Here is an 18,855-nt window from a genome sequence, read left to right as displayed (position 1 = left end):
ACATTGTGCAGCGCGGGTCGGGCCCCTTGGTTCGCAGGCAACACGTTATGCATGCTGTGCTGCACATGGTCGAAAGTAGGACTGCAGCCGACAGAACTTTGTAGGAAAATGCCTGACAAACCTTTATTGCAAAATTATGTTGGGCGACTGGTAATCAGCCGCCCGGCATTTCCGAAACGGGGACGGCCTTGCCCCACTCATCCATCCGCATCTTGGGGCATTCCAAGCCTTCGCTGACCGCATTGATTGTGCTGCTGGTCGTGGCCGCCCTATTGTTTGCGATCCCGCGCATGATCCTGCCGTTGGCACAACCGGCTTTCATGCAGCGGCTCGACCCAACTGTGTGGGCCGATTATGCTGGCCCGTACGACTTGGCAGCCGCCGTGGTGGCCGCCAGCGCGCTCATCATCTTCCTGCTTCGCCGCTGAGCGCGGCCGCCTTCAATGCGCCAGTGCGCGGGCGCATTCCGCAACCAGCGCGGGGCCGCGATAGATCAACCCCGTATACAGCTGTACCAGCTGCGCGCCAGCATCGATCTTCTCGCGCGCATGCTCCCCGGCGAGGATGCCGCCCACGCCAATGATGGGCACCGCATCGCCCAGCAAACCATGTAATGCGCGAATTACCCGCGTCGAAGCCTCACGCACGGGCTGACCCGACAGGCCACCCGCCTCTTCCGCATGCGCCAGACCAGCGACGGCCTCGCGGCTGATCGTCGTGTTGGTCGCAATCACGCCGTCCATTTTGTGGCGCAGTAGCGCGTCGGCAACGTTGGCAATCTGGTCGTCATCCAGGTCCGGCGCAATCTTCAGTGCCACCGGCACGTAGCGCTTATGCTGGTCTGCCAGACGCTGTTGCGCGTCGCGCAGCGTACCGAGCAGGCTGTCCAGCTCGCTCGCGCCCTGCAGTTGACGCAGGTTCTTCGTGTTCGGCGACGAAATGTTGACTGTCACGTAGCTCGCGTGCGGATACACACGCTTGAGGCAATGCAGGTAATCGTCGACAGCGCGCTCGATGGGCGTGTCAGCGTTCTTGCCGATGTTCAGGCCGAGCACGCCGCCCGCCTCGCGCCACTTCGATGCCTTCACGTTATTGATAAACGCATCGACACCGCCGTTGTTGAAACCCATGCGATTGATGAGCGCATTGGCCGCCGGCAAACGGAACATGCGTGGGCGCGGGTTGCCCGGCTGCGCGCGCGGCGTGACCGTGCCGACTTCAATAAAACCGAAGCCGAGCGCGCCGAGCGCATCGATATACGCACCGTCCTTATCCAAGCCAGCCGCCAGCCCGACCGGGTTGGGAAACGTCACGCCCATCACCGTGCGCGGCTGCGGGGCTACGCGCGCACCGATGCAGCCCGAGAGCCCCATCGCGTGTGCCCGCTTGAGCTGGTTCAGCGTGAAGTGATGCGCCTCTTCGGGATCCATCGAAAACAGCAGCGGGCGGGCAAGCGGGTACAGGGCGTTGAGCACGATCGGAATCAAGAGAAGAACGCGAAAGGCGGCATTGTAAACGGCCGGCACGCCGCAATGCACCGTGCGCGCCGCTTTCGAACACGGCTAGGCACGAAGTGTCCAAAGACCAGTCCGCGCTTGGCTTCGCGACTCGTTACACGGGTAACGAGCACCATCAATATGCATGCCGCGTGAGAAAAGTGTTGCATCGCCGCACGGATGTCGCTATAATTTTTTATTCGACGGACGCGGGGTGGAGCAGTCTGGCAGCTCGTCGGGCTCATAACCCGAAGGTCGCAGGTTCAAATCCTGCCCCCGCAACCAGCCAAAGTAGAACGGCTCGCTCCAAGACCTGAGCCGAAACATCAAGCCCGCACACAGCGGGCTTTTTGCTTTTCTACGTCTCCACGCATCGTTTTGCGTGCAACTCAGTGGATACTCTCACCCCACCCTGCGCCGCGCGGGGCCGCTCCGCCGCGGTGATACACTGAGATATTCCACCCGCGACGATTCCCCATGAAATTCTGTTCCAACTGCGGCCAGTCAGTCGTCTCGCGCATTCCTGCCGGTGACAACCGACCGCGCGACGTTTGCGACCATTGCAATACGATTCACTATGTGAATCCGCGCAACGTGGTCGGCACCGTGCCCGTTTGGAACGATCAGATCCTCCTGTGCAAGCGCGCCATTGAACCCCGCTACGGCTTCTGGACCTTACCCGCAGGCTTCATGGAAATCGGGGAGACGACCGCCCAGGCCGCGAACCGGGAAACGCAGGAAGAAGCCGGCGCCAACGTCGAAATCGGCGAGTTGTATTCGGTACTCAACGTGCCGCACGTGCATCAAGTGCACTTGTTCTACCTGGCCAAACTAAACGATCTGGATTTCGCACCGGGCGAAGAAAGTCTGGAAGTCGCACTCTTCCGCGAGGCTGATATCCCCTGGGACGATCTGGCCTTCCCGACTGTCATCCACACGCTGCGTTGCTTCTTCGCCGACCGCGCGGCTGGCAAGCTGGCCGACGGCAGCTTCCGCCTGCACACGCTCGACATCTACAAGCCGATGCGCTCAGCCGCGATCGACACGCCGGCCACGACGCCGTAACGCCTACCTCACGTTGTCTGCATCATGATCGCCTGGCTGGATCCGCACGATCCCTTCCCGCCGGTCGATCGCGCGCTCGGGCCAGAATCCGAAGCGCCGGGGCTACTGGCCGCCAGCGCGGAGCTATCGCCGCAACGGCTGCTGATCGCGTATCGGCAAGGCATTTTTCCGTGGTATGCCCAGGGCCAGCCGGTGCTGTGGTGGAGCACCGACCCGCGCATGGTGCTTCGCCCCGAAGAATTTCGCGTCTCAACTACCTTTCGCAAGACGCTGCGCCGCGTGCTTGACGACCCGGCCTGGGAAATCCGCATCGACCACGCCTTCCGCGAAACGATGGTCGCGTGTGCCACCACCGCGCGCCCTGGGCAGCACGGCACGTGGATCACCGAAGACGTCATTCAGGCCTATACCGCCCTGCACCGCCGCGGCTACGCGCACAGCGTCGAGACGTGGCACGCCGGCCAACGCGTGGGCGGCTTGTACGGCGTGGCGCTCGGCCGCATGTTCTACGGCGAATCGATGTTTGCGCACCGCACCGATGCTTCAAAAGTCGCGCTGGCGGCGCTCTGCGCCTTCCTCGGCGGTCAGGGCGTCGCGATGATAGACTGCCAGCAGGAGACCGAGCATCTGGCATCGCTGGGCGGTGCCCCGGTGCCGCGCGAGGCGTTTCTCGCACATGTGCGGGAGGCGGCCAACGCGCCGGCCATTGTGCCGTGGCACTTCGACAAATCGGTGCTCCGCCGGTGGACCGTGCGCAATGAGCAAGCTTAAGGAACTCCCCCTCTCGGCATTGCAGTTCTATGCCACCGCGCCTTACGCATGCAGCTATCTCGATGGCCGCCTGGCGCGCTCGCAGGTCGCCACGCCGGCGCACCTGATCAATGCCGACGTCTATTCAAAGCTCGTGCGCGCCGGCTTCCGGCGTAGCGGCATCTTCACCTACCGCCCGCATTGCGATGACTGCCATGCATGCACGCCATGCCGCGTCGTCGTTGATCGATATGAGCCGTCGCGTGCGCAACGCCGTGCCGCCGAGCGGCATCAAGGGCTTGAGGCGCTGGTTGCACCGCTTACCTATGTCGAAGAGCACTATCAGCTCTATCTGCTGTACCAGTCGGTCCGCCATGCGGGTGGCGGCATGGACCACGACAGCCGCGATCAATACGAGCAGTTTCTGCTGCAGAGCCGGGTGAATTCGCGTTTGGTGGAGTTTCGAGAGCCGCCCGAATCGCCATCGGCTGGCAAGCTGCGCATGGTCAGCATGATCGACGTGCTGGAGGACGGGTTGTCGTCTGTCTACACGTTCTACGACCCGATCGAACAGAAGGCGAGTTACGGAACGTACAACGTCCTGTGGCAGATCGCCCAGGCGCAAGCGCTGGATCTGCCCTACGTTTATCTCGGCTACTGGATCGAACAGAGCCGGAAGATGGCCTATAAGGCGCTGTTCCAGCCGCTGGAACTGCTCGTCAATGGCGAGTGGCGACGGTTTGAGGACGTAGCGCCCCTAGCCACGGAGTGATGATCAGCGCGACGTGCGTTCGATCCCGACGTCGACTACGCCGTACGTGCTGATGTTGGAACTCTGGCTGTATTGATCGCGCGAAGTCGTACAACCTGCCAAGGCCCCGCCCACGCAAGCCAAACCTGCCGCCCACAGCGCGGCACGCTTCCACCAAGTCATTTCTCTCATAGGTCCATTCCTTTCAGGGAGCGGTCGAAAGCTGCTCAGCGAGCACCGTGTTGTATGCGCGGACCATCCCCGGGATCAGGAACATGTCCACCAGCACCCAAAGCCCGCCGATGACGGCCAGCACCCAGCCTGCGGTGTTACCCATGTCACGAAATGCCAGCCATGTGCCCCCGATGTTGGCAATGGCCTGTGCGATACCGCTGCCCGGCCGCTTCAGATAGAAGCGATGTGCCCCAAGAAAACCCAACAGAAACCACCAGAGGTAGGCTACGCCCGAACTCTTTTTCTGGGCGTCGTACAGCATGATTTCGCGAGCGGTTTGATTCATGGCATGGGCTGAAGCGGGAATAAGCAGTCAGACACTAGCACGCATCCCGCGTTCCATGTCGCCTCTCGATTACATGCTGGCGAGCTTGGCCTCAGCCTTGTCCGTCCACAAACGCATTTCCGCGAGCAACGACGATGGCGAGAACGAGCAGCTTTCCTCGCCAAACGACACCGCCATGTCCAGCCGCTGCAGCAAGGAACGCCGCACCTGGTCGTACGCCGACGGCAAGACCGCCAACGGCGCGAGCACGGCATCGTCGCGCCACTGGTTGAGCAAGCGCGGCAGGTCGGGCGACTTTGCGTGACGATCAAGCGCGTCGCGCAGTGTCTGGAGGGATTCGGCGGTGGTCATGCTCGGGCCTTCTTTTCACGGTACAGCTCGCGGAACGTTTTACCCGCGGGGGCCGGCATGTCACGTGTGTCGGTCCAACCTTTTCCGACGGGCAGCGAATGGATCAGCTTCTTGTCACCGCCCATCCAGCGCAGCACGCGTGCGGCAACCCAGGTGCCGGCCGAGTACAGTGCCGGTCGCCGAGCCATGAAGCCCCACATGCGCAAGCCAAGGCGCTCCGATTGCGGGCGCAGTTCGCGCTCCATTTGCTTCTCGCGCAGCGTGCGCAGCAAATCCGACAACGGAATGGACGCAGGGCACACGCGATTGCATTCGCCGCACAGCGTGGCCGCTTGCGGAAGGTCCAACGCGTTCGACAGACCAACGTAGCTTGGCGTCAGCACGCTGCCCATCGGGCCCGGATACACCCAGCCATAAGCATGACCTCCGATCTTCTGATAGACCGGGCAATGGTTCATGCACGCGCCGCATCGGATACAACGCAGCATCTCCTGGAATTCGCCGCCGATCAGGCCGCTCCGGCCGCCGTCGACGATGACGAAGTACATATGCTCGGGGCCATCCTTCTCGCCGGGCGCGCGCGGGCCAGTCAACAGCGAGAAATAGTTCGAGATCGCCTGCCCCGTGGCTGATCGCGGCAGCAAGCGCATGACGGTCGCGAGATCTTCGAGCGTCGGCAGCACCTTCTCGATGCCAGTCACGGCAACGTGCACGCGCGGCAGGATCGTGCACATGCCTTCGTTGCCTTCGTTCGTGACGATGGCAACGGAACCCGTCTCGGCAATGATGAAGTTTCCGCCCGTCACGCCCATGTCAGCGGACAGAAACTGGGGCCGCAGCACTTCGCGGGCCTCCCGCGTCATCTCAGGAATGTCGGTCAGGCGCGGCTTGTTGTGCGTCTTGGCGAAGAGATCGGCGATCTCCTCCTTGTCCTTGTGCACCACCGGCGCAATGATGTGCGACGGCGGCTCGCTGTCGTTGATCTGCAGGATGTACTCGCCAAGATCGGTCTCGATGCTCTGCACGCCCATCTCGCCGAGCACTTGGTTCAAGCGCATCTCTTCGGTCACCATCGACTTGCTCTTGATGACCTTTTTCACCTCGTGCTTGCGGGCAATTTCTGCGACCAGGCGTGCGGCATCGGCCGTGGTTTCGGCAAACAGCACCTTGGCGCCACGGCGCGTGGCCTCTGCCTCGAACGTGGCGAGCCAGACGTCGAGGTTTTCCAGCGCGCGGTTGCGGCGCTCCTTCAGCGCTTCGCGCGTGGCAGGAAAATCGATCTCTTGGATGGCCGCCGCGCGTGCGGTGACGAACTTGGTCGAGAGCTTGGTAAGGTTCTGTTGCAGGCGCTTGTCGGCGAGCTTCTGCCCGGCGCGCGCCTTGAATTCCATGCTGCGGACTTGCATGCGATTGCGTCTCCGTCGTGTTCTTGGCGTTGCGATTTACGCGTCGCCGGCAAGGACTTGCGCGATGTGCAGCACACGCGTGTGCGTGTCGCCCGTACGGCGCAGCCGGCCTTCGATGTTGAGCATGCACCCTACATCACCGAGCACCACGGCGTCGGCGCCGCTGGCCTTGATGTTGGCGCATTTTTCATCCGCGATGGCAGTGGAGATATCGCCGTACTTGATCGAGAACGTGCCGCCGAAACCGCAGCACGCCTCGCATGCAGGCATCTCGGTCAACTGCACACCCGGCAGTTTGCCGAGCAGCTCTCGCGGCTGTGTTTTCACGCCCAACTCGCGCAGGCCAGAGCACGAATCGTGGTACGTGACGTGGCCGTGAAATTGGGAATCGAGCGTTTCGACCCGAGCCACGTTGACGAGAAAGTCCGTCAATTCGTACACACGCGGCGCCAGGCGCTCGTAGCGGCCCGCGAGCTCCGGATCGTCTCGAAAGAGATCGGCGTAGCCCTTGCGGATCATGCCGCCGCACGAACCAGACGGGATGACGACGTAGTCGAACTGCTCGAATTCCTTGAGCGTTTTCTCCGCCAGATCGCGCGCCAGCGGCCGATCGCCCGAGTTGTAGGCGGGCTGGCCGCAGCAGGTCTGCGCAGGCGGCACGACAACGTCGTAGCCGGCCTTTTCCAGCAGTTTAAGCACCGAAAACCCGATGTCGGGCCGCATCAGATCAATGAGGCAAGTGACGAACAAACCTACGCGCATGGGAGTCTCTTGTGTTCTGCGGGAAGCCGCCATTATGCGCCCGCTGCCATGTCCGGCGCGGCCCTCAAGGCACAGAACTTCTTCATGTCAGTGGTGAGTGCGCTTCACGGGGCTCGTCAAGCACAGTTGCCGGCCGACCGAGAAAATCCTCAAAAATACCGGGAATCATGCGTCGGGATGGTGCGCATTTTCACATCGTGGGATAGAATTTTGCATCGCATCCGCAACCCACTGCACCCATGGCAGAAGCAGACAAGGACCCCGGCAAGACGTCCATCCAGGTCATCGAACGCATGATGATGCTGCTCGACGCGCTTGCCGATCACGCAGATCCGGTCAGCCTGAAGGCGCTCTCCGCCAGCACCGGCCTGCACCCGTCCACCGCGCACCGCATCCTGAACGACATGGTGGCCTGCCGCTTCGTCGATCGCTCCGACCCGGGCAGCTACCGTCTGGGCATGCGTTTGCTGGAGCTCGGCAACCTCGTCAAGGCACGCCTTTCGGTGCGTGAAGCGGCCCTCGCTCCGATGCGCGCCTTGCATCGCCTGACCGGCCAGACCGTCAACCTCTCGGTGCGCCAGGGCGACGAGATCGTCTACATCGAACGCGCATATTCCGAGCGCTCGGGCATGCAGGTGGTGCGCGCAATCGGTGGCCGCGCGCCGCTGCATTTGACTTCGGTCGGCAAGCTATTCCTGGCTGCAGACGAAGTCGGCCGTGTGCGAGCCTATGCCACGCGTACCGGTTTGTCTGGTCACACTCGCACCTCGATCACGGACTTGCCCAAGCTCGAACGCGAACTCAACTGGGTACGCACCAATGGCTACGCACGTGACAACGAAGAACTGGAACTCGGCGTGCGCTGTATCGCTGCCGGGATCTACGACGATTCGCGGCGGCTGGTAGCAGGTCTGTCGCTGTCTGCGCCGGCAGATCGGTTGCAGGAGAGTTGGCTCGACAACCTCAAGGACACCGCCCTACAGATCTCCAAAGGCATGGGCTACACATACGAAGGGGACGCCGTGCGCGCAGAGTGAGTGAGCCGCCGGTTTTGCCCAACAAAAAAGCGCGTTCGATGACGCGCTTTTTTGTTGGATGATGCCGTGATTCAGGCGCCGTGCTGCTCCGAAGCCAGCACGGTTGCCGGCTGCGTCGACACAGGTACATTCCGCAACGGCGCAGCAGCTTGCGTGGCCGGCTCGATGTGCGGGTTGCGCTCCAGCCAATTGCGCACGCGTGTGGCGTCTGCAAAGCGTGTGAGGTTGCCAGCCGAATCAAGGAACACCATCACCACGTTGCGGCCATGCACGTTGGCCTGCATCACCAGGCAGCGGCCAGCTTCGTTGATGAAGCCGGTCTTCTGCAGACCGATATCCCACTCGCCGCCACGCACCAGACGGTTGGTGTTGACGTAGTGCAGCGTGCGGCCGTTGGCGTTGACCGTGTGCTCAGGGGTGGTGGTGAATTGACGAATGAGCGGCACCTTGTAGGCAGCCATCACGATCTTGGCTAGGTCCTGTGCGCTCGACACGTTGCTGCTCGACAGCCCGTTCGAATCGACATAATGCGTGTCGTTCATGCCCAGCTCATGCGCCTTGCGGTTCATGGCGGCAACGAATGCCGGACGACCGCCTGGATAGTTGCGGCCCAGCGCCGAGGCTGCACGGTTTTCCGACGACATCAGCGCCAGCAGCAGGAGGTCTTCACGCGTGAGCATCGTGCCGAAGCGCAGACGCGAGCCAGTGTTGCGCTCGTAGTCACGATCTTCATCGGTGATTTCAAGCAGCTCGTCCATCGGCTGATGAGCGTCGGTCACGACCAACGCAGTCATCAGCTTGGTGATCGAGGCAATCGGCAACACAGCCGACGAATTCTTCTGGAACAGCACTTCGCCGTTGTTCTGGTCCATCACCAGCGCGACGGAGGAACGCAGCGCCAACGCATCGGGCGTCGAACGCAGACCCATCGCTTCACCAAGGGTCGGGGATGCCGGCACGAACGACGCACGCACCGGACGTGCACCGCGCTCGACCATGATCACGCGGCGCTTGCCTTTGACGGTGACGATCTTGCGGACTTTAGTGGAGGCGACCTCATCGCTGCTCGCCGCTGCGACTTTGGCGCTGGCCTTGCGATTGACGACGATCTTACCCTTGGATTTGACTTTGGCTTTCTTGCTGGCAGCGGGCTTTTTGTCGGTCGTGGCGGCGTTGGCCACGGTAGCGACGGAGACGGCAGCGAGCGCGACGGTCATCAGCGAAACGAAGCCGAGACGTCGAAAAAATGAGGAAACAGACCGTGACATGGTTCGATCACCCGCGCGTGAGATGGCGCAAGTGTAGGCAAAAACAAAATTCTTAGCAAGATGAAGGACTTAGCTCACGGCCTTAAAGTTTGACCTCGGGAGCCTTATCATTCGGTCATCATTTCGACGCAATTGTCTGCCGGGGCAGTGTTCCAATCGCGAAGAAAGTTGCGCAAGCTGCACATGACCAGCGGTGCGGAATCAGCACCGGAATCTGAGAGCGTACCCCGTGAATTCCGTCGTGCATGCCAACAATCACGGTTTACAACCAGCTCCAACACTTCCTCACAACACGCGCACGTCGCACGCTGAGTCGCAGATCAAAGTCTAACGACGGATCAGCCGTATCTGTTGACATAATTCGACGACTTTTCTCCGCCAATTCTCGCTTTGCACGAAGATGTGCGCTGTAGCGTGCAGGCGATCGCGCGATGACGACGTCAATCGAGGAAGCGAGTGAAGTCGGAGACAGGTGCGCGCTCAGTGATGAGCGTGTTCTCGATGGCAGCGGGGTTCGCATAACCCATCGACATGCCGCAGACGACCATCTCATCATCGGTCAGCGCGAGATGCTCGGCGATGATCCGATGGAACTGCGTGAAAGCGGCCTGTGGACACGTGTCGATGCCACGAGCACGCGCCCCGACCATCACGGCTTCCAGAAACATGCCGTAATCGAGCCAACTGCCCTGCTCCATCACACGGTCAATCGTGAAGATGATGCCGACCGGCGCATCGAAGAAGCGGAAGTTGCGCGCGTGCTGCGCGTGCATGCGTTCCTTGTCGGCGCGCTCGATACCGAGCAAGCCATAGAGATCCCAACCGACCTTGCGACGCCGGCTCTGGTACGGATCAATCCACGTACGCGGATAGTACGGATACTCCTCTCGATGCAGCGTATCGACCTCCGGATGGTCATACGCCGCCAACACGGACTCTGACAAGCGCGCCTTCGATTCGCCCGTCAGCACATAGACCTTCCACGGCTGCGTATTGCTGCCGGACGGCGCACGGCGCGCCACGTCTAGGATCGCTTCGATGTCTTCGCGGGCAACGGGCGTCGGCAGGAACGCGCGAACGGATCGGCGCGAAGTGATTGCCTGATCGACGAGTTCGACTTCTGCGGAGATGGGACGTCGGTCGGTCATGGCGAAGCGGAACATTCAAGCGGTGATATTGGACGCAAGCGGCTCAAGCACGGCACGCAGCGCATCGGGCAACGGCACCGGCCGACGTGTTTCGCGGTCGACATAGACGTGCACGAAATGGCCCTGCGCGGCGGCCTCTTGCGCGTCGCCGCGGAAGAGGCCTACCTCATAGCGCACGCTCGTATTGCCCAGGCGTGCAACGCGCAGCCCCGCCACCACGGGATCGGGAAACGACAGCGGCGCGAAGTAGTTGCATTGCGTCTCGATGACGAGGCCGATGGTGTCGCTGCGCTCGGGGTTCAGGACGCCCCGCTCGATCAGGTAGGCGTTCACCACGGTGTCGAAGTAGCTGTAATAGACGACGTTGTTGACGTGGCCGTAGACATCGTTGTCCATCCAACGCGTGGTGATGGTGTGAAAGTGGCGATAGTCGTCGCGCGTCTGGCGTGGCGTGCTCATGGGCAGCGGGCAGGTGACGGTGGAAAGTGATCAGGATACGCCAGCCGCTAAACCTCGATCACTTGCGGATGACGAGCGCCACACCACACGCGGCAATCACCATGCCCAGCGCTGCGAGCGGCGGAAAACGTTCACCAAAAAGCGCCCAGGCCATCACGGCGGTCGTCGGCGGTGTGAGATACAGGAGCGACGTCACCTTGGTGGCCGCGCCTTTACGGATCAGCACAAACAGCAGCGAGATTGCGCCTATTGATAACGCCAGCACCGACCACACCAGCGAGCCAATCATCGGCAGCGTCCAATGCACCTCGCGCGTCTCAAACAGAAACATGAACGGCAGACACAGCAGCGCCGATGCCCCGAACTGGATGCACGCGCCCATCCGCAGGTCGAACACCGGGCAATGGCGCTTTTGATACAGCGTGCCGACGGTGATCGACAGCAACGCGCCCACACAAAGCGCAAGCGTCGTCACGCCGACGCCCGCCAGATGCAGCTTATTGGCCACGACCAGACCCACGCCTGCGATGCCGCACAGCAGCCCCGCCCATTGTCGGCCCGACACGCGCTCCCCACGCATCGAGACATACAGCGCGGTCAGAATCGGCTGCATGCCGACGATCAGCGCCGTCATGCCTGCCGGCATGCCCAGCTTGACCGCTGCCCAGACGCCCGCCAGGTAGCCCCATTGCATCAGCAAGCCGGCCACAGCGATGTGGCCGACCGTCACCCAATCGGTCTCGGCCGTGCCGGCGCGCCGTGGCAGCGGCACGCGCGCCAGCCATACCAGCGGCAGCAAGCACACCAGCACGCCAACGAAGCGGAAAAACAGGAACGTGATCGGCTCGGCGTACGGCATCCCGTACTTGGCCACGATAAAGCCCGTGCTCCAGATCAGCACGAACAGCCACGGCATGGCGACGAAAAACAGGGAGCCGCGCGCTGAGGCTGGCGCGACGGAAGACGCTGGGGTCATGCGGAAAGCGAAAGAGAGTTCGATGCGGCAGCCTCGTCGCGAGCCGCCCAACGCTGTGCGTGCCGGGCAGCCAGCGCGATGGTCTGCGCGTGAACGGCCACGGTATCGTCAATATTGTTGCCGTAGCCGCCCGCCATGGTAACGGCAATCGGTATGCGACGTTGATAGGCGAAGTCGAAGACTTCCTGATCGCGCCGGGCCAGACCCTGCAGGGTCAATTTGAGCCGGCCGAGGCGATCGCCTTCATGCGGATCCGCGCCGGCCAGATAGATGATCAACTGCGGCTTAAAGCGCCCCGCCAAGATATCGAGTGCGCCAGTCAGCGCCTGTAGATAGTCCTCGTCGCCGCAGCCATCGTGCAGGCCGATGTCCAGATCCGACGCTTCCTTGCGGAAGGGATAGTTCTTCTCGCCGTGCAACGACAAGGTGAAAACGGTGGCGTCATCGCGCAGGATTGACGCCGTGCCGTTGCCCTGATGTACGTCCAGATCAATGATGGCGACCGGAAAATCCGCCGGCGACCTGCCTGATTGGCGCTGCATCCAGCGCGAGGCGATGGCTGCGTCATTAAAGACACAGAACCCGCCGCCCTTGTCCGCATAGGCATGGTGCGTCCCGCCCGCCAGGTTGACGGCAATCCCCTCCGCCAACGCGGCCTCGCTCGCGGCCATAGTGGCGCCCGCCGAACGACGGCTGCGCTCCACCATTTCCGGCGACCAAGGAAACCCGATCTCGCGCTGGCGCGCCGGGTCAAGCCGACCAGCGCTTACCGCCTCAACATATTCGGGCGTGTGCGCCAGCAGCAACGCGTCGTCCTCGGCGCGCGGCGCCTCATGCAGGGACAGCCCCGGCACGTCGGCCAAAACCCGTGCCCGCAGGTCGCTGTACTTGCGCATCGGGAACCGATGGCCCGGCGGCAGCGGCAAAACAAAATGGTCGGTGTAGAGCGCCCGCATGTGAATAACAAATCGCAACGCAACAAAAATGGCACCCGGGCGCATCCTAACCTACGCTGCACTCGTATGTTTTTTGAGACGGAATTACCGCCGGAAGTGGTCAAATGCATTTCACCTGCACCACGGACGGGCATTTTTCTGCCACAAAAAATTACGCCAAACGGTTGGTCGCGCAATTCCTGTGCACGAAAAATCAACGAATTCTGATTTTTGTGCGATGCACAAATGGCGCTTGACACTGGTTTGACATTCAACAACAATGAAATTGTTGCGATGCACCATCCCTAATTTGATCGCGATGTCGCCTGGAAGGCCCGACGCTGACCGTCATGCTTTGTACATCTGGGCGATCTAAATTTTCATTTTGATTCCCCGACCCACCTTTGTATTTGGAGAGACAACATGCTGACTCAGGAACAAATCGCTGCGGCGCACAAGGCCAACCTGGAAACGTTCTTCGGCCTGACCAACAAGGCATTTGAAGGCGTCGAAAAGCTGGTCGAGCTGAACCTGCAAGTCGTCAAGGCTACCCTGGCCGAGAACGTCGAACACGCCAAGAAGGCACTGACCGCCAAGGACGCTCAAGAGCTGCTGTCGGTGCAAACCGCCGCCGTGCAGCCGCTGGCTGAAAAGGTTCTGGCTTACAGCCGCCACCTGTACGAAATCGCTTCGGACACGCAAACCGAATTCAGCAAGGCTGCTGAAGTGCAAATCGCTGAAAACAGCCGCAAGCTGCAAGCGCTGGTCGACAACGTGTCGAAGAACGCTCCGGCCGGTTCGGAATCGGCAGTTGCCCTGGTGAAGTCGGCTCTGTCGGCCGCCAACAACGCCTACGACTCGGTGCAGAAGGCTACCAAGCAAGCTGTGGAACTGGCTGAAAGCAACTTCCACGCTGCCGCCAACGCTGCGAGCAAGGCAACTGCCCAAGCTTCGGCCCAAGCGCGCGCTGCTACCGGTAAGAAGTCGGCAACGACCGCTGCCTAAGCGCTAAGCTGCTGCAGCTACCTGCTTGTTCAAGCGGGCCTCCTCCGGGAGGCCCGTTTTGTTTTGACCGTCGAGCCACTCCTCCAAACGCGTCGTTTGCGCGCATTTGCGCGGAACCCAAATGCGCGGGCGGTGGTCCATTCAACCGTGTTCGTTCGATTGTCTCCTCGGTCCCGCTATCGAAACCTGTCCTCAGTGGTGATCAGTGGGTACCTTTAGCCCGGCTTCGGCCGGGTTTTTTGTGTGCATGGGAAACGTCTCGCTCTTCAAATTGCGAACTTTTACACGCAGCCGACGCTCCATTCTGTATTGCGGTTCGCCGCCCTCCTCTCCTTCCCAATGTCTCGCGAATCCATGGCCAAGCGAAGTCTGATCGTCGCGGCTGCGCTTATCCTGCTGTTAGAAGAGTGGATCTGGAACGTCATGCAGCGGGTAACCGCCCGTCTGGCGGCGCATCCCTGGGTCCAAGCGGCGGAGCGGAAGTTGGCGCAGTTGGAGCCCATCGAAGCCCTCTGCGCCTTTGCCCTGCCAATGCTCGCATTGCTTCCGTTCAAGCTGGCGGCCGTCTACGTGCTGGCGCGGGGCCATCTCATTGCAGGCGCCATAGTTCTGGTCGCAGCGAAAATCGTCAGTACGGGGCTGGGCGTGCGCATTTATTCCGCCGTTCGGCCACAGTTGCACACGATCGCGTGGTATGCGCGCTGGGAATCCGCGTTTCTGGCATGGAAGCAGCGCATGATTGCCGCCCTGCAGGCAACCCCGACCTGGCAAGCGCTTCAGGTGCGAATTGCCGTCTGGCGCGCCCGGCGGCATGGGTTAATGCAACAGATATGGCGCCGCCTGATCGCGGCGGTGCGCCTGCTACGCCGGCATCGGCGCCGAACCGAGCCTCGACACTGACCGGCCAACGATCACGCCAAAGACAAAGGGCCGCCCAATCGAGCGGCCCTTCTCTTTGTCAGCCAGACTTCGAAGTTGGCTCTAAAATACGGCGGTTAATTGCAGTTCAACGCTTGCGAGCCGGCGGCACGTCCGTGCAAACGCCTTCGTAGATTTCTGCAGCCATACCCACCGACTCACCCAGCGTAGGGTGCGGGTGGATGGTCTTGCCGATATCCACAGCATCCGCGCCCATCTCGATGGCCAGGCAAACCTCGCCGATAAGGTCACCCGCATGCGTGCCGACGATGCCGCCGCCGATGATGCGGTGAGTTTCCTCGTCGAAGATGAGCTTGGTGAAGCCCTCGTCGCGGCCGTTGGCAATCGCGCGGCCCGATGCAGCCCATGGGAACACGCCCTTGCTGTACTTGATGCCCTGCGCCTTGCACTGGTCTTCAGTCAGGCCCGCCCAAGCCACTTCCGGATCGGTGTAGGCGACCGACGGAATCTGCTTGGCGTCGAAATACGCCTTTTCGCCGTGCGCAGTTTCCGCCGCCACATGGCCTTCATGCACGGCCTTGTGTGCCAGCATCGGCTGACCCACGATGTCGCCGATCGCGAAGATATGCGGCACATTCGTGCGCTGCTGCTTGTCGACGTCGATGAAGCCGCGGTCGGTCACGGCCACGCCGGCCTTTTCCGCGCCGATGCGCTTGCCGTTTGGCGCGCGGCCCACGGCCACCAGCACCATGTCATAGCGTTGCGGCTCGGCGGGTGCGGCTTCGCCTTCGAACTTGACGTAGATGCCGTCCGGCTTGGCTTCCACCCCGACCGTCTTGGTCTTGAGCATGACCTTGTCGAAGCGGCTCTTGTTCATCTTGTCCCACACCTTGACGAGGTCGCGGTCAGCGCCCTGCATCAGGCCGTCGAGCATTTCCACCACATCGATACGGGCACCCAGTGTGCTGTACACCGTGGCCATTTCCAGGCCAATGATGCCGCCACCGATGACCAGCATCTTGGCCGGCACTTCGCGCAGCTCCAGCGCGCCGGTCGAATCGACGATGCGCGGGTCTTCCGGAATAAACGGCAGCTTCACGGCCTCGCTACCCGCAGCGATGATCGCCTTGGCGAAGCGGATGACCTTCTTCTCACCGGTGGTCGCTTTGCCAGCGCCATCCGTCAGCTGGACTTCCAGATGGTTCGGATCGAGGAACGTGCCGACGCCGCGCACGACTTGCACCTTGCGTGCCTTGGCCATGCCGGCCAGCCCGCCGGTCAGTTTGCCGATGACGGATTCCTTGTGCTTGCGCAGTTGGTTGATATCAACCGTCGGCTCGCTGTAGACAATCCCGTGTGCGGCCATCGCCTTGACTTCGTCCATGACAGCCGCCGTGTGCAGCAGCGCCTTCGACGGGATGCAGCCCACGTTCAGGCAGACACCGCCCAGCGTGGAGAAACGCTCGACCAGCACGGTGTTCATGCCCAGATCCGCGCTGCGGAAGGCTGCCGAGTAGCCGCCCGGGCCGGAGCCGAGGACGAGCATGTCGCATTCGATGTCAGCGCCGCCGGCGTGCTTGGCGGCTTGCGGTGCGGGAGCCGATGCTGCCGGTGCGGCAGCAGGCGCCGCGGCCGCAGCCGGTGCTTGAGCAGGCGCCGGAGCCGCAGCCGTGCCGGCTTCCGCCGTCGCGATCACCATGCCCTTGCTGACCTTGTCGCCCACCTTGACCTTCACGTCAACGATCTTGCCGGCCACGTCCGACGGCACTTCCATGCTTGCCTTGTCGGATTCCAGCACGATCAGCGACTGCTCGGGCGCCACGGTATCGCCCGCCTTGATCAGCACTTCGATGACTTCCACTGCATCGAAATCGCCGATGTCCGGCACCTTGATTTCCACCACGCTCATTCCTGACTCCTTGTTCTTGTCGTCGGCACCCGGCATCGCCCGGGCCCGCTGACGCTTTTCAATCCTGCAGACGGACTGTGTGCACTTCGATCGGGCCGCCCGAACTTTTGTCGAACTCCACACCTGCGGACACGCCAACCTGTGCAACGTCCGCCGCCGACTTGCCCGGCATATCGAACACCGCCGACATGGCTCCCAGCGCAAAGTTGCGCCCCGAGCCGATGCCCCAGAAGCGGTCGAATGCAAACACTTCGCGGTACGAATAGACGCCGTAGATGCCGGTTGCGTTGGCGATCAGGCAGGTGATCTGCGACGACTCATACGGGTCGTCGTCGTCTTCCTTGGTGTTGACGAAATACTCGTCCTTGAGCTTTTCATGCACCTTGAGGAAGGTCCGGAAGACGTCGTCGCGCGTGCCGAGGCGGCACTCATCGGCCAGCCCCGCCAGCAGGCTCCGCATGACCGGGAAGTGGGCCGTCGTGCCCGCCAGAGCGATCAGCGAATCGCCTACCTGGAATATCTTCTGGTTCTGCTCGTAGCCGCGCGCCAAGCGTGTATCCCCGAACGTCACCAGTGAATCGGCCGCAATCGCTACTTCGCCGTCTTTCTTGACCACCACGCACGTCGTCATGTCGTCCTCGCCATCAGTCCACTGACCAGTCCGCCGACCGCTGCAAACCCAGCCGGGCCGGCACGCACAGGCCCGAAGCCAGATGCGTGCCGGGCCCGTATGGGCTTACAGGCTAACGCGGCGGAAGTCCGCCAGCACGCTGGCCAGATACGCGTTGAAGCGCGCAGCCTCCGCGCCGTCGATCACGCGGTGATCGTACGACAGCGACAGCGGGAGCGTCAGGCGCGGCACGAATTGCTTGCCGTCCCAAACCGGCTTCTGATAGCCGCGCGACAGGCCCAGGATGGCCACTTCCGGTGCGTTGATGATCGGCGTGAAGTTCGTGCCGCCAATACCACCCAGCGACGAGATCGAGAAGCAGCCGCCCTGCATCTGGTCCGGCTTGAGCTTGCCTTCGCGGGCAGCCTTCGACAGGTCCGCCATTTCCTTGGCGATGTCGATCAGGCCCTTCTTGTCCGCATCGCGGATCACCGGCACCATCAGCCCGTTGGGCGTATCGGCGGCAAAGCCGATGTGGAAATACTGCTTGAAGACGAGGTTGTCGCCGTCCAGGCTCGCGTTGAAGGTCGGGAATTTCTTGAGCGCACCAACGACTGCCTTGATCACGAACGCCAGCATCGTGAACTTCACGCCGGCCTTTTCGTGGTCCTTGTTCATCTGCACGCGGAAGGCTTCCAGCTCGGTGATGTCCGCTTCGTCATTGTTGGTGACGTGCGGAATCATGACCCAGTTGCGGTGCAGGTTCGCACCCGAAATCTTCTTGATACGCGACAGTGGCTTCGGATCGATCGGGCCGAACTTGGTGAAGTCGACCTTCGGCCATGGCAGCAGGTTCAGCTCGCCACCGCCAGCTGGTGCACCCGCTGCAGCCTTGCCCGGCGCCGCGGCCTGGCCGCTCATCACGCCCTTGACGTAGCGCTGCACGTCTTCCTGCGTGATACGGTTCTTCGGACCCGTGCCACCGACGAGGTTGACGTCCACGCCAAGCTCACGCGCGTACTTGCGCACCGAGGGGCTTGCATGGGCAGCCTTGCCGACCGTACCAACGGTATCGGCGGTGTACGTAGCGGGCGCTGCGGCCGGAGCAGCTGCGGGCGCAGCCGCAGGGGCCGGGCTCGGTGCAGCGGCAACCGGTGCGGGTGCCGGAGCTTGAGCCGGTGCGGGGGCAGCAACTGCGCCGCCTGCGCTTTCCAGCAAGACGATCAGCGTGCCTTGCGACACGGCATCGCCAACCTTCACGCGGATTTCCTTGACGACACCAGCGGCCGGGGAAGGCACATCCATCGTGGCCTTGTCCGATTCGAGCGTGATCAGCGACTGCTCGGCTTCCACCTTGTCGCCCACCTTCACGCTGATCTCGATGACCGGCACGTCGGTGTAGTCGCCGATGTCCGGCACTTTCACCTCAACCGTACCGCCACCCGCAGCAGCGGGCGCGGAGGCCGGTGCTTGTGCGGCAGGTGCGGGCGCCGGCGCAGCAGCGGCCGGAGCCGGTGCAGCTTGGGGC

The 18,855-nt window shown here is 62.2% G+C and carries 21 protein-coding genes and 1 tRNA gene; 8 read left to right on the top strand and 14 right to left on the bottom strand.

The features are described 5' to 3' along the window. The first annotated feature begins 188 nt into the window (after nt 1-188). The gene (locus tag ACCD03_RS12955) at nt 189-428 is read left to right on the top strand and encodes a hypothetical protein (protein ID WP_045202963.1); all 240 of its coding nucleotides are present in this window, start codon (nt 189-191) and stop codon (nt 426-428) included. A 12-nt stretch (nt 429-440) separates the two neighbouring features. On the opposite strand, the gene ACCD03_RS12950 is transcribed toward ACCD03_RS12955, so the two are convergent. After that, the gene (locus ACCD03_RS12950; RefSeq protein WP_413411868.1) at nt 441-1,475 is read right to left on the bottom strand and encodes a quinone-dependent dihydroorotate dehydrogenase; all 1,035 of its coding nucleotides are present in this window, start codon (nt 1,473-1,475) and stop codon (nt 441-443) included. 229 nt (nt 1,476-1,704) lie between these two features. Between ACCD03_RS12950 and ACCD03_RS12945 the strand changes: the two genes are divergently transcribed. The 4 genes from ACCD03_RS12945 (at nt 1,705) to ACCD03_RS12930 (ending at nt 4,083) form a co-directional block, all read left to right on the top strand. Beyond that, nucleotides 1,705-1,781: transfer RNA gene (locus ACCD03_RS12945), tRNA-Met, on the top strand. 192 nt (nt 1,782-1,973) lie between these two features. Further along, nucleotides 1,974-2,561 (top strand): NUDIX hydrolase, encoded by a 588-nt coding sequence (locus tag ACCD03_RS12940; protein WP_413411867.1) that lies wholly within the window; start codon nt 1,974-1,976, stop codon nt 2,559-2,561. 24 nt (nt 2,562-2,585) lie between these two features. Beyond that, the gene (gene aat / locus ACCD03_RS12935) at nt 2,586-3,332 is read left to right on the top strand and encodes a leucyl/phenylalanyl-tRNA--protein transferase (RefSeq protein ID WP_413411866.1); all 747 of its coding nucleotides are present in this window, start codon (nt 2,586-2,588) and stop codon (nt 3,330-3,332) included. Continuing rightward, complete coding sequence (locus tag ACCD03_RS12930; protein ID WP_413411865.1) at nt 3,319-4,083, top strand: arginyltransferase; 765 nt, start codon at nt 3,319-3,321, stop codon at nt 4,081-4,083. The genes aat and ACCD03_RS12930 overlap by 14 nt, the downstream gene beginning before the upstream one ends. Nucleotides 4,084-4,086: 3 nt before the next feature. On the opposite strand, the gene ACCD03_RS12925 is transcribed toward ACCD03_RS12930, so the two are convergent. From ACCD03_RS12925 to ACCD03_RS12905, 5 genes are all read right to left on the bottom strand, one after another. Further along, nucleotides 4,087-4,254: a hypothetical protein gene (locus ACCD03_RS12925; RefSeq protein WP_045202967.1), complete on the bottom strand. Its 168-nt coding sequence runs from the start codon at nt 4,252-4,254 to the stop codon at nt 4,087-4,089. A gap of 13 nt (nt 4,255-4,267) precedes the next feature. Further along, nucleotides 4,268-4,582 (bottom strand): TM2 domain-containing protein, encoded by a 315-nt coding sequence (locus tag ACCD03_RS12920; protein WP_413411864.1) that lies wholly within the window; start codon nt 4,580-4,582, stop codon nt 4,268-4,270. A 69-nt stretch (nt 4,583-4,651) separates the two neighbouring features. Beyond that, the gene (locus ACCD03_RS12915; RefSeq protein ID WP_413411863.1) at nt 4,652-4,933 is read right to left on the bottom strand and encodes a hypothetical protein; all 282 of its coding nucleotides are present in this window, start codon (nt 4,931-4,933) and stop codon (nt 4,652-4,654) included. Further along, a complete protein-coding gene (locus ACCD03_RS12910) occupies nt 4,930-6,339 on the bottom strand; it encodes a LutB/LldF family L-lactate oxidation iron-sulfur protein (RefSeq protein WP_045202970.1) in 1,410 nt (469 codons plus the stop codon). The genes ACCD03_RS12915 and ACCD03_RS12910 overlap by 4 nt, the downstream gene beginning before the upstream one ends. 36 nt (nt 6,340-6,375) lie before the next feature. Further along, nucleotides 6,376-7,101, bottom strand: coding sequence for a (Fe-S)-binding protein (locus ACCD03_RS12905; protein ID WP_413411862.1), 726 nt, complete (start codon nt 7,099-7,101; stop codon nt 6,376-6,378). 239 nt (nt 7,102-7,340) lie between these two features. Between ACCD03_RS12905 and ACCD03_RS12900 the strand changes: the two genes are divergently transcribed. After that, nucleotides 7,341-8,138, top strand: a complete 798-nt coding sequence (locus ACCD03_RS12900; RefSeq protein ID WP_232042937.1) for an IclR family transcriptional regulator — start codon at nt 7,341-7,343, stop codon at nt 8,136-8,138. 71 nt (nt 8,139-8,209) lie between these two features. Here the strand turns inward: ACCD03_RS12900 and pbpG are convergent, their stop codons facing one another. The 5 genes from pbpG to ACCD03_RS12875 all read right to left on the bottom strand — a co-directional run bounded on the left by pbpG (nt 8,210) and on the right by ACCD03_RS12875 (nt 12,990). Next, nucleotides 8,210-9,406, bottom strand: coding sequence for a D-alanyl-D-alanine endopeptidase (gene pbpG, locus ACCD03_RS12895; RefSeq protein ID WP_413411861.1), 1,197 nt, complete (start codon nt 9,404-9,406; stop codon nt 8,210-8,212). Nucleotides 9,407-9,846: 440 nt separating this feature from the next. Next, a complete protein-coding gene (locus tag ACCD03_RS12890) occupies nt 9,847-10,554 on the bottom strand; it encodes a nitroreductase (protein ID WP_413411859.1) in 708 nt (235 codons plus the stop codon). 15 nt (nt 10,555-10,569) lie between these two features. Then, on the bottom strand, nt 10,570-11,013 hold the full coding sequence (locus ACCD03_RS12885; RefSeq protein ID WP_045202974.1) for an acyl-CoA thioesterase: 444 nt from the start codon (nt 11,011-11,013) through the stop codon (nt 10,570-10,572). 58 nt (nt 11,014-11,071) lie between these two features. Continuing rightward, the gene (locus tag ACCD03_RS12880; RefSeq protein WP_413411858.1) at nt 11,072-11,989 is read right to left on the bottom strand and encodes a DMT family transporter; all 918 of its coding nucleotides are present in this window, start codon (nt 11,987-11,989) and stop codon (nt 11,072-11,074) included. Then, nucleotides 11,986-12,990: a histone deacetylase gene (locus ACCD03_RS12875; protein ID WP_413411857.1), complete on the bottom strand. Its 1,005-nt coding sequence runs from the start codon at nt 12,988-12,990 to the stop codon at nt 11,986-11,988. Before ACCD03_RS12875 ends, ACCD03_RS12880 begins: the two co-directional genes overlap by 4 nt. A gap of 357 nt (nt 12,991-13,347) precedes the next feature. Here ACCD03_RS12875 and ACCD03_RS12870 point away from each other — a divergent pair, with 357 nt between their 5' ends. Then, entirely contained in the window at nt 13,348-13,929 is a 582-nt protein-coding gene (locus ACCD03_RS12870) for a phasin family protein (protein WP_024975535.1), read from the top strand. Nucleotides 13,930-14,268: 339 nt separating this feature from the next. Continuing rightward, nucleotides 14,269-14,829, top strand: a complete 561-nt coding sequence (locus ACCD03_RS12865) for a hypothetical protein (protein ID WP_253539672.1) — start codon at nt 14,269-14,271, stop codon at nt 14,827-14,829. A gap of 106 nt (nt 14,830-14,935) precedes the next feature. On the opposite strand, the gene lpdA is transcribed toward ACCD03_RS12865, so the two are convergent. The 3 genes from lpdA to aceF form a co-directional block, all read right to left on the bottom strand. Next, nucleotides 14,936-16,717, bottom strand: a complete 1,782-nt coding sequence (lpdA, locus tag ACCD03_RS12860; protein WP_413411855.1) for a dihydrolipoyl dehydrogenase — start codon at nt 16,715-16,717, stop codon at nt 14,936-14,938. A gap of 58 nt (nt 16,718-16,775) precedes the next feature. Continuing rightward, on the bottom strand, nt 16,776-17,348 hold the full coding sequence (locus ACCD03_RS12855) for an MFS transporter (RefSeq protein ID WP_252691464.1): 573 nt from the start codon (nt 17,346-17,348) through the stop codon (nt 16,776-16,778). Nucleotides 17,349-17,453: 105 nt separating this feature from the next. Further along, nucleotides 17,454-18,855 (bottom strand): dihydrolipoyllysine-residue acetyltransferase (aceF, locus tag ACCD03_RS12850; RefSeq protein WP_413411854.1); only part of this gene is annotated, 1,402 nt, incomplete at its 5' end.

Origin of the sequence: Ralstonia sp. Ralssp135, assembly GCF_047304345.1 — a bacterium.
In the GTDB taxonomy this organism is placed as follows: domain Bacteria; phylum Pseudomonadota; class Gammaproteobacteria; order Burkholderiales; family Burkholderiaceae; genus Ralstonia; species Ralstonia chuxiongensis.
The sequence above is the reverse complement of the archived record's forward strand: the minus strand, read 5'-3'. Positions and strand labels throughout refer to the sequence as shown.